Annotated in this window: 12 protein-coding genes; 8 read left to right on the forward strand and 4 right to left on the reverse strand. The window is 70.0% G+C overall.

Annotated features, from left to right (window positions below; all coding sequences use genetic code 11):
- Positions 1–33 precede the first annotated feature (33 nt).
- The gene (locus tag ACZ69Q_RS00400) at positions 34–567 is read right to left on the reverse strand and encodes a TerD family protein (protein ID WP_471033849.1); all 534 of its coding nucleotides are present in this window, start codon (positions 565–567) and stop codon (positions 34–36) included.
- A gap of 157 nt (positions 568–724) precedes the next feature.
- On the opposite strand from ACZ69Q_RS00400, the gene ACZ69Q_RS00405 reads away from it, so the two are divergent.
- From ACZ69Q_RS00405 to ACZ69Q_RS00415, 3 genes are all read left to right on the forward strand, one after another.
- A complete protein-coding gene (locus ACZ69Q_RS00405) occupies positions 725–1,330 on the forward strand; it encodes a YdbC family protein (RefSeq protein WP_471033850.1) in 606 nt (201 codons plus the stop codon).
- Between the two features lie 129 nt (positions 1,331–1,459).
- Positions 1,460–2,119 carry a histidine phosphatase family protein gene (locus ACZ69Q_RS00410; protein ID WP_471033852.1) on the forward strand — a complete coding sequence of 220 codons (660 nt, stop codon included), beginning with the start codon at positions 1,460–1,462 and terminating at the stop codon, positions 2,117–2,119.
- A gap of 12 nt (positions 2,120–2,131) precedes the next feature.
- The gene (locus ACZ69Q_RS00415) at positions 2,132–3,043 is read left to right on the forward strand and encodes an ADP-ribosylglycohydrolase family protein (protein ID WP_471033853.1); all 912 of its coding nucleotides are present in this window, start codon (positions 2,132–2,134) and stop codon (positions 3,041–3,043) included.
- 385 nt (positions 3,044–3,428) lie between these two features.
- On the opposite strand, the gene ACZ69Q_RS00420 is transcribed toward ACZ69Q_RS00415, so the two are convergent.
- Positions 3,429–4,976: an MFS transporter gene (locus tag ACZ69Q_RS00420; protein ID WP_471033855.1), complete on the reverse strand. Its 1,548-nt coding sequence runs from the start codon at positions 4,974–4,976 to the stop codon at positions 3,429–3,431.
- Positions 4,977–5,163: 187 nt separating this feature from the next.
- On the opposite strand from ACZ69Q_RS00420, the gene ACZ69Q_RS00425 reads away from it, so the two are divergent.
- The 3 genes from ACZ69Q_RS00425 (at position 5,164) to ACZ69Q_RS00435 (ending at position 7,281) form a co-directional block, all read left to right on the forward strand.
- Positions 5,164–5,787 (forward strand): TetR/AcrR family transcriptional regulator, encoded by a 624-nt coding sequence (locus ACZ69Q_RS00425; protein ID WP_471033857.1) that lies wholly within the window; start codon positions 5,164–5,166, stop codon positions 5,785–5,787.
- Between the two features lie 82 nt (positions 5,788–5,869).
- Positions 5,870–6,571, forward strand: coding sequence for a ribonuclease HII (locus tag ACZ69Q_RS00430; protein WP_471033858.1), 702 nt, complete (start codon positions 5,870–5,872; stop codon positions 6,569–6,571).
- A gap of 68 nt (positions 6,572–6,639) precedes the next feature.
- Complete coding sequence (locus ACZ69Q_RS00435) at positions 6,640–7,281, forward strand: hypothetical protein (RefSeq protein WP_471033859.1); 642 nt, start codon at positions 6,640–6,642, stop codon at positions 7,279–7,281.
- A gap of 315 nt (positions 7,282–7,596) precedes the next feature.
- Here ACZ69Q_RS00435 and ACZ69Q_RS00440 read toward each other — a convergent pair whose 3' ends face one another.
- Together ACZ69Q_RS00440 and ACZ69Q_RS00445 are read right to left on the reverse strand one after the other, a co-directional pair.
- Positions 7,597–8,232, reverse strand: coding sequence for a hypothetical protein (locus ACZ69Q_RS00440; protein WP_471033860.1), 636 nt, complete (start codon positions 8,230–8,232; stop codon positions 7,597–7,599).
- Between the two features lie 314 nt (positions 8,233–8,546).
- A complete protein-coding gene (locus ACZ69Q_RS00445) occupies positions 8,547–10,712 on the reverse strand; it encodes a RecQ family ATP-dependent DNA helicase (protein WP_471033861.1) in 2,166 nt (721 codons plus the stop codon).
- Positions 10,713–10,962: 250 nt separating this feature from the next.
- On the opposite strand from ACZ69Q_RS00445, the gene ACZ69Q_RS00450 reads away from it, so the two are divergent.
- Positions 10,963–12,672 (forward strand): DUF4192 domain-containing protein, encoded by a 1,710-nt coding sequence (locus ACZ69Q_RS00450; RefSeq protein ID WP_471033862.1) that lies wholly within the window; start codon positions 10,963–10,965, stop codon positions 12,670–12,672.
- A 713-nt stretch (positions 12,673–13,385) separates the two neighbouring features.
- Positions 13,386–15,326 carry a glycogen debranching N-terminal domain-containing protein gene (locus ACZ69Q_RS00455; RefSeq protein ID WP_471039960.1) on the forward strand — a complete coding sequence of 647 codons (1,941 nt, stop codon included), beginning with the start codon at positions 13,386–13,388 and terminating at the stop codon, positions 15,324–15,326.
- The last annotated feature ends 279 nt before the right edge of the window (positions 15,327–15,605 follow it).

The raw sequence follows: 15,605 nt of genomic DNA on the forward strand, positions 1-15,605 counted from the left end.
CGGTTACGGTCCCCGTGCACGTGCGAGCGACTGTCAGGGCTGGCGAGCCCGGCCCATGACCGCCGTGAAGGTCGCAGGGTCATCCGCGAAGCCGTGGACGCCCGGGTGGAACTCCCACGTGTTGGATCCTTCGCGTACGAACTCCGCGATCGTGGCAGCCGTCGAGCCGAGCACGCCACCGAAGTCGTCCTCGGCCATGACGGTGTAGCCCTCGCGGATGCGCAGGGCCGGTTTGATGACACTGACGAAGGTGCGCTCCGCCGGGCGCTGCTGGATCACGACGCCGACCAGCACGCGCGCGTACCGGCTGTCGAGCCGGTCGAGCTCCACGGTCAGCACCTCGTCCCAGCCGAAGCCCTTGCCGTCCTTGCTGTCCCGGTTGAGATAGATGGTGCCGTCGGGTGAGCGGCTGTCGAAGTGCACCACGTAGGCGGGATCGCCGTAAGGATCGCTCGTCAGATAGGTCGCGGCCACTATGTCCAGATCGGTGGGCGGCTGCCCGGCCGGACTCGGATCCCACTTGAGGGAGATCTCGACTTTCCGGTTTCCCTTGTTGATGGCGTTCACCAGGCTTCCCCTTCCCCGTAACGCGAATGGTCCCAGCCCGAACTGCCCTGTGGGCCAGGCCGGTTGTCCATCCTGCCACGCTCGCGGGATCGCGCGCGGGGGACCTCTGGGGGCCGACAGTGACCGACGCCACGCTCAAGGGCCGTACCATGGCGCGGTGCTGGTCAAGTGGATTCGCTGCACCGTGGTGGACCGCCGCGGCTTCGAGCGGGGGCAGCGAAAATGGGCGGGGCTTCTGGGGGAGCCGGGATTTCGGGGGCAGGGTGGTGGCTGGAGTCGGGGGCGGCAAGGGGTGGCGCACATCTTCTCGTTCTGGGAGAGCCGTTCCTTCTACGACTCCTTCATGGCCCGCTCCCATGACCGGCTGGCCGCGGCCCAGTCCGGCACCTTCAAGGACATGCAGGTCAAACTCTTCGACTACCGCTTCGACGTGAAGACCGGCTTCGAGCCGCGCTTCACCGACGCGGACCTTGTCCGGGTGGCCCACTGCCGTGTCCACGAGGAGCGCGCCGAGCACTTCACGCTGATGCAGGAGAAGGTCTGGAACCCCGCCATGGCCGGCTCCCCGGGCATGGTCCGCGGACTGTTCGGAGAGGCGCCGGGCCATGAGTTCCTGGTGTTGTCGATGTGGCACTCGCCTGCCGAACACGGCAAGTACCGGACCGAACGCGTGGAGCGACTGGCGCTGCGCGCCCAGACGGAGGCGGATGTCGCGGCCCTTACGGGTGACATCGTGGAGCTCGAAGCGACCTGGACGGTCTGAGAGAGTTTGAAATCCAGACCCGCTACGAGAGGGTCTCAATGTGGCCGGTGATACAGGAAATGTGTGACCTACGCCGTATGGAGCCCGTACGAGTGCTCGATCAGCCGTCAGCCGATCTAGGGTTTTGGCATGGCACGACCACGGCGCATCGTCCTTGTCCGGCACGGGGAGTCAACGGGCAATGTTGATGACACCGTTTACGAGCGTGAGCCCGACCATGCCCTGGCGCTGACCGAGCGCGGCTGGCGGCAGGCGGAGGAGACGGGCAAACGCCTGCGGGAGGTGTTCGGCCGCGAGCGCGTCAGTGTGTACGTCTCGCCCTACCGCCGTACCCACGAGACCCTGCGCGCGTTCCACCTGGACCCCGAGCTCATACGCGTGCGCGAGGAGCCCCGCCTGCGCGAGCAGGACTGGGGGAACTGGCAGGACTGCGACGACGTACGCCTCCAGAAGTCCTACCGGGATGCCTACGGCCACTTCTTCTACCGCTTCGCCCAGGGCGAGTCCGGTGCCGACGTCTACGACCGGGTCGGCAACTTCCTGGAGAGCCTTTACCGCAGCTTCGAGGCGCCCGACCATCCATCGAACGTGCTGCTCGTGACCCATGGACTGGCCATGCGGCTGTTCTGCATGCGCTGGTTCCACTGGACGGTCGCGGAATTCGAGTCACTGTCGAACCCGGGGAACGCGGAGATGCGGATGCTCGTTCTCGGGGACGACGGCAAGTACACGCTTGACCAGCCGTTCGAACGCTGGCGTGATCCGGAACCGTACGGGATCACCGGATAGAGTGGCAGGGCGATGACCGCTGACTTCTCTCCCGAAGGGCGCCTGGACCGCGCCCTCGCCAGCCTGCGCGGACTCGCGGTGGGGGACGCCCTCGGCTCGCAGTTCTTCGTGCCGGTGAACTATCCGCTGCTGAAGCGCCGCGAGCTTCCGTCCGGCCCCTGGCAGTGGACCGACGACACGGAGATGGCCTGCTCCGTGGTCGCCGTCCTGGCTGCCCACCACCGCATCGACCAGGACGCCCTGGCCCGCTCCTTCGCCGAGCACCACGACTTCGACCGGGGCTACGGCCCCGCGGTCAACCGGCTGCTGCGCCTGGTCAGGGAGGGCGGGGACTGGCGCGAGCTGTCGGCCGCGCTCTTCAACGGTCAGGGCTCCTGGGGCAACGGCGCCGCGATGCGGATCGCACCCCTCGGGGCCTGGTACGCGGACGACCCGGAGCAGGCGACCCACCAGGCCGAGATCTCCGCCTACCCCACGCATCAGCACCGCGAGGCCGTGGTCGGCGCCATGGCCGTCGCTGCGGCTGCGGCACTTGCTGCCGCACCCGGCGGTCCGCCCAGCCCGGAATCGCTGCTGGACGACGTCATCGCTCTGGTTCCGAAGAGCGCGGTCGGGGCGGGCCTGCGGCGCGCCCGGGACATGCTCGACTACGGCGATGCGGGCACCGTCGCTGCCGTCCTGGGCTGCGGACGGCGTACGACGGCCCATGACACCGTGCCCTTCGCCCTCTGGTCCGCCGCACGGGCGCTGGGCGACTACGAGCGGGCCTTCTGGACGACCGCGCAGGTCGGCGGTGACGTCGACACGACGTGCGCCATCGTGGGCGGCGTGATCGGATCCGGGAAGGCAGGGTCGGTGCCGGCCGAGTGGGCCGAGCGGACCGAGGCACTGCCCGAGTGGGCTCTGGCGTCAATGACGGGCTGATGCGCCCCGAGGGGGTGCCTACGCCGATAACTGCCCAGGGCGGTTCGGTGCCCTGCCGGAGTCATCGATAACTTTCCGTGCATCCCGGGAACTCTGCGTGACCGTCGGTCCGTTGTCGTGGTAGCTGGTGTGCGACCGGTGGGGTCGCGCGCACAGGGGACACGCGAAGGGTCCAGGGGGTGGAGTCGTGAGGTTGGTGTCGGTCATGGACGCGCTGTTTGTCGCGGCGGCTGCCGTGTTGGGCCGGCTGTGGCTCGCCCGCCTCGTCGCGACTCGCCCCACGGCGGTTGCCGTGAGAGAGGTGCGAATGGCCGGATCGGCGTCCTCGCCTTGGGTCCCCCGGACCCGATCCGGCCATCCGCGGCTTTTCGCGGACTCGGCAGGCTCAGCCGGCCATCGGGCCCGCCGTCCCGGCGAGGGCGTCCAGATCGCTCTTGCGGACCCGGATCACCAGCCACGCGGTGGCCAGGGCGATGACGGCCATCGCGGCGGCCGCCACGAAGCCCGTCGAAATGCCTTGGGAGAGCACTTCGTGGCCCCACGTGCCGGGCAGTTGGTTCGTCTTGGCGAACTCAGCCTTCTGCTCGGCCGATCCGTCCGCCAAGAACTTCGGCAGTTGTTTCTCCGCCTCGTCCTTGCTGGCCGTGCCGAACACCGTCGTCAGGATGGACAGGCCGAGCGAACCACCCACCTGCTGCGTGGCGTTGAGAAGCCCGGACGCGGCACCGGCCTCGTGCTGGGCGACACCGGACACCGCGGTGATCGTCAGCGTCACGAAGTTCAGACCCATGCCGAAGCCGAACACCAGCATCGGTCCGAGCACTCCGCCGACATACGAGCTGTCCGCGGTGATAAGGGTCTGCCAGGCCAGCCCGATCGCCGCGAGTGCCGAACCGGCGAGCATGAACGGCTTGGGGCCGAGTACCGGCAGGAAGCGCTGCGAGAGGCCCGCTCCGAGCGCGATCACGACCGTCACGGGCAGGAAGGCGAGGCCGGCCTCGATCGGGCTGTACAGGAGCACGTTCTGCACGAACAGGACAATGTAGAAGAACATGCCGAACATCGCCGCGGCGAGGCTGAGCATGATCACATACGTGCCCGAGCGGTTGCGGTCCGCGAACATCTTCAGCGGGGTGATGGGCTCCTTGGCCCGCGATTCGATGAACGCGAAGGCCAGCAGCAGGACCACAGCGGCGCCGAAGGACCCTATGGTCAGGCTGTCCCGCCAGCCTTCGTCCGCCGCGCGGATGAAGCCGTAGACCAGGGACGCCATGCCCGCCGTCGAGGTCACCGCGCCCGCTATGTCGAAACGGCCGCTGTGCCGTTCGGACTCGTTGATGTAGAGCGGTGCGAGCACGGCTATCACGATGCCTATGGGCACGTTGACGAAGAGCACCCATCGCCAGTCGAGCCACTCGGTGAGCATGCCGCCCGCGAGCAGACCGATGGCGCCGCCGCCCGCGGAGACGGCGGCGAAGACGCCGAAGGCCCGGTTGCGCTCCGGGCCTTCGGGGAACGTGGTGGTGATGAGCGCCAACGAGGTGGGCGACGCGATCGCGCCGCCCATGCCTTGGAGTACGCGCGCGGCCAGCAACTGCCAGGGCTCCTGGGCCAGTCCGCCGAGCAGCGAGGCGAGCGTGAACAGCAGGATGCCGGTCATGAAGACCCGGCGGCGGCCCAAGATGTCACCGGCGCGGCCACCCAGAAGCAGCAGACCACCGAAGGTGAGCGTGTAGGAGCTGACGACCCAGGTGAGGTCGGTCGTGCTGAACTTGAGCGCTTCTTGAATGTGCGGGAGCGCGATGTTCACAATCGTCGCGTCGAGTACCACCATGAGTTGGCAGGCGGCGATGACGGTGAGCGCGATACCGGGATGTCCCTGCTGGCGGGCCGCACCTGGTTTCTGATCTTTGATCAACTGAGAGGTTGTCACTATGGGTCCCCCACAAGTGCCTTAGTGAACGCTCGCGTTCACTGTCGCGTCAACCGTAGTGAGTCCCCGGTAGTGAACGCAAGCGTTCACTCGTATCGTCGTCGCGCGGCATGTCCCCCGTAGTTGCCGTGTGGTGAGTTCCATGTCCCCGGAATCCCCGCTTCCCTTGTTCGTTGGAGACGCTCAGATGGTTACTTCGCGCTGGACGGCCGCCCCCGCTCAGGCGGCCTCCCCTCGTCGGCGCGGCGCCGTGCTCGAACGCGCGATCCTTGAAGCCGCACTGGACCAACTCGGTACCGTCGGCTGGAACGGCCTCACCATGGAGGGCGTCGCCGCCGGTGCGCAGACCGGCAAGGCCGCCGTCTACCGTCGCTGGCCCTCCAAGGAGGACCTCGTCGCGGACGCGCTGCGGGCCGGACTGCCGAGATTCGAGTCGGCCCCCGACCTCGGAAGTGTGCGCGAGGACCTCCTGGCGCTCTGTCGGCAAGCGCGTGAGGCGATGTACTCGCGCCCCGGATTCGCCCTGCGGTCAGTGATTCACGAATGCGACACCCTCCAGGCCGAGCGCTTTCACGGCGTGATCTTCGAGGGAGTCGTGGAGCCGACGATCGCGTTGCTGCGCGAGGTCATCACCCGTGGAATTGAGCGGGGTGAGGTGCGGGAGGACGCGGCCAACGGCTACGTCTTCGACGCCATCCCAGCGATGATGATGTACCGCTCGAAGATGTGCGGGAGCGAATGGGGGGAGCGGGATCTCGAGGAGATGATCGACCAGTTCATGGTTCCCCTGCTCCGCCCGAGAGGCGTCTGACGCATCGCTGTGCCGGCCCGGAGATCACTTCATGGAACCAGGGTGTCGAAGCGGGTTCCAGGCGGCGTAGGCTAAGGGCGCCATGCCGTACGAACCGCCTACTCACACCGTCGAGCGCTCCCTTCGAGCCACGACCGGAGCGAAGATCATTGCCGGTGTCGACGAGGTGGGGCGAGGTGCGTGGGCCGGGCCTGTCACCGTCTGCGCGGCGGTCACCGGACTGCGCCGGCCACCCGAAGGACTCACGGACTCCAAGCTGCTCACCGTCAAGCGCCGCACCGCGCTCGCTACGGAGCTGCGGAAGTGGGTGACGTCGTACGCCCTCGGGCATGCCTCTCCGGAGGAGATCGACGAGTTCGGGATGACGGCCTCGCTGCGACTCGCAGCGGGGCGCGCACTGGAAGCCCTGCCGGTCCGCCCCGACGCCGTGATCCTCGACGGGAAGCACGACTATCTCGGGTCTCCCTGGAAGGTCCGTACGGTGATCAAGGGCGACCGGTCCTGCGTGGCCGTCGCGGCGGCCTCGGTGATTGCCAAGGTTCAGCGCGACAAAATGATGGCCGAACTGGGTATCGACCATGCAGACTTCGGTTTTGCGGACAACGCCGGGTATCCGTCGCCCGTGCACAAGGCCGCACTGGCGGAGCGGGGACCCACCCCGTACCACCGGTTGTCGTGGGCGTATCTTGATGCGCTGCCCCAGTGGCAGCACCTCAAGAAGGCGCGCACCTGGGTGGACGGAAGCGTTCCGGAGATCGAGGGTCAGCTCGGCTTCGATTTCTGACGATTCCGCTCGCACTCATGTGCCACCCGCCGACGCGAGCCGTACCAGCGTTTGATAGACATCAACTCATGCCTCTCATTCCCGAGGAGCCTCAGATTCACGAGAGTGCCCAGGGTCCCCGCGCCACGCCGGCCAGTGGCCGTACCGCGCCGACCCCTCGCCCCGTACCCGGCCCGCGTCCCGCGGCTCCGTCGCGTCCCGGCCGACCCGGGCCCGTGCGGCCCGCGCCGCCGGTGCAACGTGCGCCGCGTGACGTGGCCGGTGCCAAGCCCGGACCGTCGGGCCCCGCTGCTTCCGTCGCCACCGCTCCGGCTCCGGCGACCCCGCAGATCCAATTGATCCCGGCCTCACCCGAGGGAGCGCTCGACGCTGCCGAGGAAGCCGTCGACCTGCTGCTGGACTCGGGTCGCGCTCCCGGCGAGGTGCTGGTGATCACCACCGGCGAACAGCACCCGTGGGCCACCCACGAGCTGTCCTTCGGTGACACCTCCTACTGGGCGCAGCATGACGCCGGCGACGACGTGTTCTACGCCGACGCCTCCGTCGCGAGCCGCGCCACGGCGCGCCCCGTGGTCGTCGTGGCCGTCAACGGCGGTGACGACACCGCTGCCGCCAGCGCCCTGCCTCTGGCTCTCGGCAAGGCTGGTGCCCTGCTGATCGTCTGCGGTGACCCGCAGCGGATCAACTCGGTGCTGGGCGCGGGCGTCTGATCCGGTTCCGGTTCGTCCGGGGGGACATTCCGCAGGACGCCGGGGATGGGACGCCGGGGATGGGACGCCGCTTGTGGCGGCGTCTCCGCACGGTGGGGCCTTTGGAGTGCGCGCACGAGTGGAGAACTCGCCGTGCTCAAGCCCGAAGGCTCGGGGGGCGGGTCCATGTACGGCCGAGTCGTCATGGACCGGTTTCCGAGTGCGTCGTAAGTCGGGACGGTGTACGTCCGTGCCGCTCTGTCGGCCGGGATCTTCCGTTCGTGTCCTCAGAGAGGCCGGAGTCCTTGGCGGGCGTGTGTCCCGTGCCCTGTGATTTCAGCGGGCTGCCGCGCGCCGGAGGACCTCCGACGCCGCGCCGCCGGTGCGGGGAAGGGGGATCGGTGACTCGGACGTCGCGAAGGGCTCGGGCGACGAGTCGGCGTTGGGACGGCGGCCGCCGCGCCCCTCACCCAGGACCTGCCAGCCGTCGCTGGTCAGCGTGATGTACGCCCCGCAGCGCAGGCCGTGCAGGGTGCAGGCGTCCCGCAGGCCCCACATCCAGGCGCCGTCCTCCTCCGTCCAACGGGCGTCGCCCTCGCGGCAGTAGAGCAGCACGGCGGTGCGCACCGGGGTGCGTCGTCGAAGGTCGTGCGGGATGACCCGGCGCAACTGGGCGAGCAGCGCGTTACGGAACATCCAGCCGTCTGCCGGGGCCGCTCGGCGGGTGAACGAAGCACTCGCCCGCAACCGCTCCTCTGCGTCGAGCACGGCGACGATCGCGGTCGCCGGCCTGGGGCGGTGCCGCGAGTGCAGACCGCTGACGATCTCGCGGGGGTTGCGGAGCAGTGGAATGCCCGCAGCGGCCCACTCCGCGGGTTCGAGCATGCGGGCCAGGGAGTTGGCGGATGCGGCGGACAGGCCGGCTGACGTCGACACGGATGCTGCGGAGGACGGAGCGAATCCGAAGGTCACGGTCCTCCCTTCGGCTACGCGCCCACACTGCGGGGCGGGATCGGATTGGGGGAGCGCACACCGCAGCAGAGCCCATCCGAATCACGGACGAGCCGCACGGGGAGCGGACTCCAATTCTTCCTGTCGAACCGGAATGCGGCAACGAGCAATTGGGGCCACCGACCGATATCTGACGGTGCGAGGGTTATATCCCTACCCAATGCATGACTGCGAGACGCATGGTGCGACAGTGCGCAACCAGCTCATACCCCCGGGATGAAGGTGTACGCCCTGGGTGCCGCGGACTTGGCGGCCGTGGTTCGTATCGGCCGCGATCACCCCTGGACGGCCAGAACCAGTGGCATGACGCCCTGTGCCCCTGCGCGGCGGAGCATGCGGGCGGCGACGGCGAGGGTCCACCCCGTCTCCGTGAAGTCGTCCACCAGTAGCACGGGCCCCGGGGTCTCGGAGAGTGCCGAGGCCAGGGCGGCCGGCACGGTCAGCGCGCCGTCGAGCGCCTTTAGCCGCTGCGCGCTGTTGCTCCGGGAGACCGGAGACCCCTCACCGGTGTACTCCAACGAACCCAGCAGTGGGAGTCTGCCGATCTCCGCGATGCGCGCGCCCAGTGAGTTGACCAGCCGGGGCCGGGTGCGTGAGGCGACCGTGACCACGCCGACCGGGCGCGGTGCGGCGTCCTGAGAGCCGGAAGCCCAGCCGCCCGGTCCCTTGGCCCAGTCGACGAGGACTCCCACGACCGCCTTCGCCACATCGTCGGGCACGGGTCCGTCCGGGGCATGGGGCGCGAGCATCGGTCGCAGACGGTTGCCCCAACCGATGTCCGACAGTCGCCCCAAGGCCCTCCCGGGAGCAGCCTGTTCGCCGGCCGGGATACGTCCCTTGAGGTCGACGCCGATCGCAGGGAGACCGGTCGGCCACATGCGGCGTGGCTCGACCTCGGCACCCGCCCGGCCGAGGTCGACACGCGCGGCGTCCAGTGCGACCTCGGACGTATCGGCGGTGAAGCGTGCGCCGGCGCAGTTGTCGCAGCGCCCGCAGGGCTTGGCTCCCTCGTCGTCGAGCTGGCGCTGGAGGAATTCCATACGGCAGCCCGTAGTGGAGGCGTATTCGCGCATCGCCTGCTGCTCGGCCTTGCGCTGCCGGGCGACCCAGTCGTACCGCTCGGCCTCGTACACCCAGGGCTGCCCGGTGGCGATCCAGCCGCCCTTGACCCGGTGGACCGCGCCGTCCACGTCCAAGACCTTGAGCATGGTCTCCAGGCGGGAGCGGCGCAGCTCGACCAGGGGTTCCAGAGCGGGCAGCGACAGAGGCCTGTCCGACCGCGCGAGGACATCGAGCGTGCGATGGACCAGGTCCTCGGAGGGGAAGGCGAGAGAGGCGAAGTACTGCCAGATCGCCTCGTCCTCCTGCCCGGGAAGGAGGAGCACCTCGGCGTGCTTGACGCCGCGGCCGGCGCGGCCGACCTGCTGGTAGTAGGCGATGGGGGAGGAGGGCGAGCCGAGGTGCACCACGAATCCGAGGTCCGGCTTGTCGAAGCCCATGCCGAGCGCGGAGGTGGCGACCAGGGCCTTGACCCTGTTGGCGAGCAGGTCGTCCTCGGCCTGCTGACGGTCGGCGTTCTCCGTCTTGCCGGTGTAGGAGGCGACCGTGTGTCCGCGTTGCCGAAGGAAGGCCGTGACCTCCTCGGCTGCGGCCACCGTGAGCGTGTAGATGATGCCCGAGCCCGGCAGCTCGTCGAGGTGGTCGGCGAGCCAGGCCATCCGGTGGGCGGCGTCCGGCAGGCGCAGGACGCTCAGGCTCAGGCTGTCCCGGTCCAGCGGACCGCGCAGCACCAGGGCGTCCGAGGTGCCCCCGGTGCCGAGCTGCTCGGCGACATCGGCGGTCACGCGAGCGTTGGCTGTGGCGGTGGTCGCCAGCACGGGCACTCCCGGCGGGAGGTCGGAGAGCATGGTGCGCAGCCGCCGGTAGTCCGGCCGGAAGTCATGGCCCCAGTCCGAGATGCAGTGTGCCTCGTCCACCACGAGCAGGCCGGTCGCCGCGGCGAGCTTGGGCAGTACCTGGTCCCGGAAGTCGGGGTTGTTGAGGCGTTCCGGTGAGACGAGCAGCACGTCGACTTCGCCTGCGGCGATCTCGCTCTGGATCGTGTCCCACTCCTCCGTGTTGGAGGAGTTGATGGTGCGTGCGTGGATGCCGGCTCGTGCGGCGGCCTCGACCTGGTTGCGCATGAGCGCGAGGAGCGGGGAGACGATCACGGTGGGGCCGCTGCCCTGAGACCGCAGCAGGGACGTGGCCACGAAGTAGACCGCGGACTTGCCCCAGCCCGTCCGCTGGACCACGAGCGCGCGGCGTCTGTCGGCGACCAGTGCCTCGATCGCCCGCCACTGGTCCTCACGCAGCCGGGCCGTGCCGGTGTCGTCCCCGACGAGACGGGCGAGGACCGCGTCGGCGGCCGTCCGCAGGTCCGCGTTGCTCGTGTGTTCCATGGGTTCCATACAACAGGACGGCACTGACATCTGGGGTCGGACGGCACTGACATCTGGGGTCGGACGGGTCGGGCATTGGGGTCGGACGGTTGGGTAAAGGGGGCCGGGGGGCCGGGGCGGAGGCACCGTACCGCTGGGCGGGCCAGGGCCCAGGCACCGTACGCCTCGATCGTTCCGGGGTTGTCGTGTCCCTGGTCGGAGTTATCCACAGGGCAAAGCGGAGTCTCAAGATCCGCGAGATCGTCTCCGCATGACGAACCACAGCGAAGCCACCGGATCCCCCGAGAACGACGGCTCCTCGGGCCAGGAGCAGCCTTTGGCCCCTCGGGCCACGGACCCGAACGACGCGCATGACATGCGGGTCGTCCGCGGCAGGCACGACGAGAGTCCAGGAAGCGCGGGGCACAAGAACCCACTCGACTGCCCGGCGTACGCAGGGCAGTTGCCCGAGCACCAGGTCACATTGCGTACCCCGGCCGAACTGGCCGACGCCCTGCCATACCTCCTCGGTTACCGCCCCGAGGACAGCATGGTGCTCGCAGCATTGCACGACAGGGACGGCCGGGGCCGGTTCGGCGGCCGGGCACGGCTCGGTATCCCCGCGAACGCGGACGACTGGGACTCCGCCGCCGCACAGCTAGCCCACGGCCTGGTGACGGGCAGCGAGCGCAGGGGAGCCCGCCCGGGACAGATCGTCGCCTTCCTCTGCCAGGAACCTGGCCGGGGCGAGACGGGCCGGCAGGTGATGGAACGGCTGCGGCCGCTGGCCCAGAAGATGCGCCTCGCCTGCGGCAGCCTCGATGTGCCGGTGGTCGAGGCCCTGTGCATCTCGGGCGGGCGCTTCTGGTCGTACTGCTGCGACAGGACGGAGTGCTGTCCGGCCGAGGGCCGACCGATGGGCCTGCCCGGTACGTCGGTGCTGGCTGCCGCGGCCGCCTACGCCGGAGTGCAGGTGCGCGGCACGCTGAGTGACCTGCGGGCCAGGCTGCTGCCCTGGGAGACCGCCGCCGCTCTCGAGCAGGAGAGCGCTCTGGACAGGGGCGGGATGGCGCTGGTTCCCAGGATCCTCGACGACGAGCAACGCGCAGGCGTGGCGGAGGAGACGCTGGAACTGGCCGAGCGGCTCCGGAACCGGTTCGCGGCGGCCCCGACCGCGTCCGGAACGCTCACCTCGGATCTCCGTGACGACGAACTGCTCGATCATGACGAAGCCGCGAGGCTCATTCTGGGCTTGCAGGACCGTGTGACGCGCGACCGCGTGGCCGAGTGGATGGAGGGCGACGAGGCCGCGCCCGCCCTGCGGCTCTGGCGCGCATTGGCCCGCCGCTGTGTCGGGTCGTACCGGGAGCATGGTGCGGCGCCCCTCACCCTGGCCGGTTGGGTCGCCTGGTCCATCGGCGATGAGATCGAGTCTCGCGAGGCCTTTGCCCTGGCGCTGGGGGCCGACCCCGACTATCTCTTCGCCCGTCTGCTGCACCAGGCCTGCAACGAGGGGCTGGACCCCGAGTCGATTCGTCGTTGCCTGCGAACTGAACGCGCGGGGCGCGAGGGGGTGGCGGATGACGGCCGGCAGGACATGCTCGGGGGTGTCGAGGAACCGGCGGGTGGGTCGGCGCGGGGTGAGGTGGTGAAGCACGTGTCGACGTCCGATGCGGGGGGTATCCGCCGCTCCCGGCACTCCGCGGGTTCGGTCGGCGGGCTCTCCCGTGTCGCCAGGGCCGTCGTGCGAAAGCGGGCGTCGAGCGTTTCGCGTGCGCGTACGGCGGCCGGGTCGCATCCGGGAGCCGTGCGCCCTGGCGGCAACGCGTCGGGAGCTTCGAAGGGCACCGCTCCGAGGACGGCGAAGGGCACCGCTCCGCGCGAGGCGAAGAACACAGCTCCACGCACCCCGAAGAAGGGAGCCGCGCCTCGGGGCGGGGCCGGTCCCGACGGCGTGCGTCCCGGGAGCACCGGCGTGTAGGTGGCGCCGTGAACCGGCGCGGTACGAGCCTTTAGGAGCACCGGCGTGGAGGGGGAGGCGTGAACCGGCGCGGTACGAGCACTGAGGAGCACCGGCGTGGAGGGGGAGGCGTGAACCGGCGCGGACCGAGCACTGAGGAGCATCGTCGAGCTGAACGAGATTCCGACGCGCCGGGGTTGCACCATGCCGGGCGTGACCTGGAGGGATCCCTCCCCGTTCACCTGAGTGGCGGAACGCCTGGACCGGCCGTGTCGCCGAACCGCCCCTGTCACTCCGGATCCCCCAGCCGGCGCCGCACTCGCCCGCGGCGCGATGAGCGCAGAGGAAGCCGCACCATGCCACAGCCGATTCCGGCCTCGCCGGCCGCCGACGACCGCTCCACCGCCGGCGGTCCGGTGCCGTCCCAACGGCAGGACACGGGTCCCCCTCGCTGCGGGAGCGGTGAGGTGCAGCACTCGCCCAGGGTTCCCAGCGGTACTCCTCGGAACATCCAGCCGACCAGCCACGGCTCGTCATGGCAGACCCTCAACGACTGGCCGTCACCGATCGACACGGGCTGGTCACCACCACCGGCAGATCAGCAGCAGCACACCAAGCTTCCTCAGCAGCCGACACGGCCAACAAGGCCGACAGACCCGATAAGGCCTACAGGCCCGACGAGTCCGGTCCCCCCTCCCTCGCGACACACCGGCCCCGCACGCACCTCCGCCGCCCTGCCCCCCACCCACAACGCCTTGATCTGCGTGGCTCTGCCAGGCCTGGCGATCTCCACGGATCAGGGCCAGTTGACCGGCCGAGGCCTCGACGGGTTCTACCGCGCGGGTCGGCGTGTGCTCTCGCGCTGCCAGATTCGCGTGGCCGGACGTGAACCACTCGCCGTGCAGGCCCGGATGACCGCGGCTGACTGCGTTCGCTTCGTGGGCACGGTGCGTTCCTCCCCGCAGGCCGGCCCCGACCCGGACGTCGTCGTCGAGAGGACCCGTCACGCGGACGGCACCGAGCGGATCACTCTGCGCAGTGCGGCAGTTCGCCCGCTAAGGCTGCCGGTCGAGGTCGCGCTGGCCACGGACCTGGCCGACCTCGGAGCCATCGCCTGTGGCAACGCTGGGCCCGAACTCCTCGCCAGCGTCCACGACTCCGGCCTGCGCTGGTCGTCCACCAGAGGCAACTCGACGGTCTCGGCCGACCCGCCGCCCACCGACGCGCTCGCATCGGCAGGACTGCTGCGCTGGGAGTTCGAGCTGCCTCCAGGCGGCGTGGCGAACATCGAGCTGAGGGTGCGGCCGGACGGAGCCGGACCGGTGCGCTCGGCGGGCAGGGCGGCGACCAGCCCGTTGGCTACCGCTCGGGCCGCCGGTGACGATCCCAGGGTGGGGGCGCTGCTGCGAACGAGCATCGAGGATCTCCAAGGGCTCCTCCTGCGCGACCCCGCTCACCCCTCCGACACTCACCTGGCCGCCGGAGCACCCTGGCGCTGCGGTCTGGCGCCGGCCGAGGCCCTCAGCGCCGCCCGGATGTCCTTGCCCCTGGGCACCAGGCTCGCCGCGGGCACACTGCGCACCCTCGCCCGCACCCAACTCCGGGACAAGGGACCACAGTCCGGCATGATCCCCGGACCGAGGCGCGACGCGGGCACGCATCTGCCGCCGGGTTGCACAGGCACGGAGGCCACGCTGCTCTTTCCCGCGCTACTTGCGGAGGCCCGACGCTGGGGATTGCCCGAGCCAGAGATCGAGGAACTCCTGCCGGCGGCCGAGCGGTGCCTGAGCTGGCTGCGGACCGCCGTCGGCGGCGGTACGTACCTGCCGGACCCGCACCCAGGCGGCCCCGTCCGATGCGAGACCCAGGCTCATGCTCACCGTGCGGCACTGCTCGGCGCAGATCTGCTGGACGCCTGCGGCGGCTCGGGCGGTGCCGAGCTGCGGCACTGGGCGAGGGAATTACAGGCCGCGTTCCGGACGGACTTTTGGATCGACGACCTGGGCGGTGGCAGGCCCGCTGCCGCCCGCACCCCGGATGGACGCCCGGTGCCGTATCTGGGAGCCGCTGCCGCCCACCTTCTCGACACCGGCCTTCTGGGTGGGGGAGAACTGGCCCCCGGCCTGCTCGACAAGGTGCAGACCGAACAACTCGCCCGGCTGCTGGGCGGCCCGACCATGGACTCGGGCTGGGGGCTGCGCGGGCTGAGCGCGAAGGAGGCGGGGTACAACCCGTTCGGTCACCGCAGCGGTGCCGTGCGGGTCCATGAGACAGCGGTCGCCGTGGCCGGCCTCGCCGTGGCCGACTACGAGAAGGAGGCGAGCGCATTGATGCGGGGCGTCTTGGCGGCCGCGGAGGCGTTCGGCCACCGCCTCCCGGACATGTACGCCGGGGAGGCACGCGCCGAAGGAAGCGCTCCCCTCCCGCATCCGGCGGCCTGCCGCCCAGCGGCCACGTCCGCGGCAGCCGGGGTACTTCTCCTCACCACCCTGGCAGGCATCCGCCCGGACGCCCCGGCGGGGACAGTCACGCTGCGGCCCATGCGCGGTGCGCCGCTGGGCGAGATCGTCCTGACCGGCATTCGGGTCGCCGGGGCCCCTTTCTCGGTACGTGTCAGCCGGCTGGGCCTCGCCATGGTCGAGGAGGCGGCCGACGGGTTGCAACTGCGAGCGTGACCTCGCACGATCCCCGACCCGACCCGACCCGACCCGACCCGACCCGACCCGACCCGACACGGCACCTGAGATGACCTTGCACCCGCTCAGATGACGCCCGCACCTCAGTTGCAACTGCGAGCGTGACGTCGCACGGTCCCCGAGACGACCTGATGCGGCACCCGAGACGACCTCGCACCGCACCTGAGATGACGCACCGCACCTCAGATGACCTCGTCCGACCCGAGGTGCCCTCGTGCGCCATGACCTGACCTCGCGCGCCGCACGACGTGACCACGC

The sequence above is a fragment of the Streptomyces sp. NPDC036764 genome, from assembly GCF_055609385.1.

Bases quoted from the DNA above. Each gene is read 5' to 3' on its own strand.
- ACZ69Q_RS00450 (WP_471033862.1), top strand. From the start codon at position 10,963: ATGACGAACCACAGCGAAGCCACCGGATCCCCCGAGAACGACGGCTCC.
- ACZ69Q_RS00410 (WP_471033852.1), top strand. From the start codon at position 1,460: ATGGCACGACCACGGCGCATCGTCCTTGTCCGGCACGGGGAGTCAACG.
- ACZ69Q_RS00445 (WP_471033861.1), bottom strand. From the start codon at position 10,712: ATGGAACACACGAGCAACGCGGACCTGCGGACGGCCGCCGACGCGGTC.
- ACZ69Q_RS00425 (WP_471033857.1), top strand. From the start codon at position 5,164: ATGGTTACTTCGCGCTGGACGGCCGCCCCCGCTCAGGCGGCCTCCCCT.
- ACZ69Q_RS00435 (WP_471033859.1), top strand. From the start codon at position 6,640: ATGCCTCTCATTCCCGAGGAGCCTCAGATTCACGAGAGTGCCCAGGGT.
- ACZ69Q_RS00415 (WP_471033853.1), top strand. From the start codon at position 2,132: ATGACCGCTGACTTCTCTCCCGAAGGGCGCCTGGACCGCGCCCTCGCC.
- ACZ69Q_RS00430 (WP_471033858.1), top strand. From the start codon at position 5,870: ATGCCGTACGAACCGCCTACTCACACCGTCGAGCGCTCCCTTCGAGCC.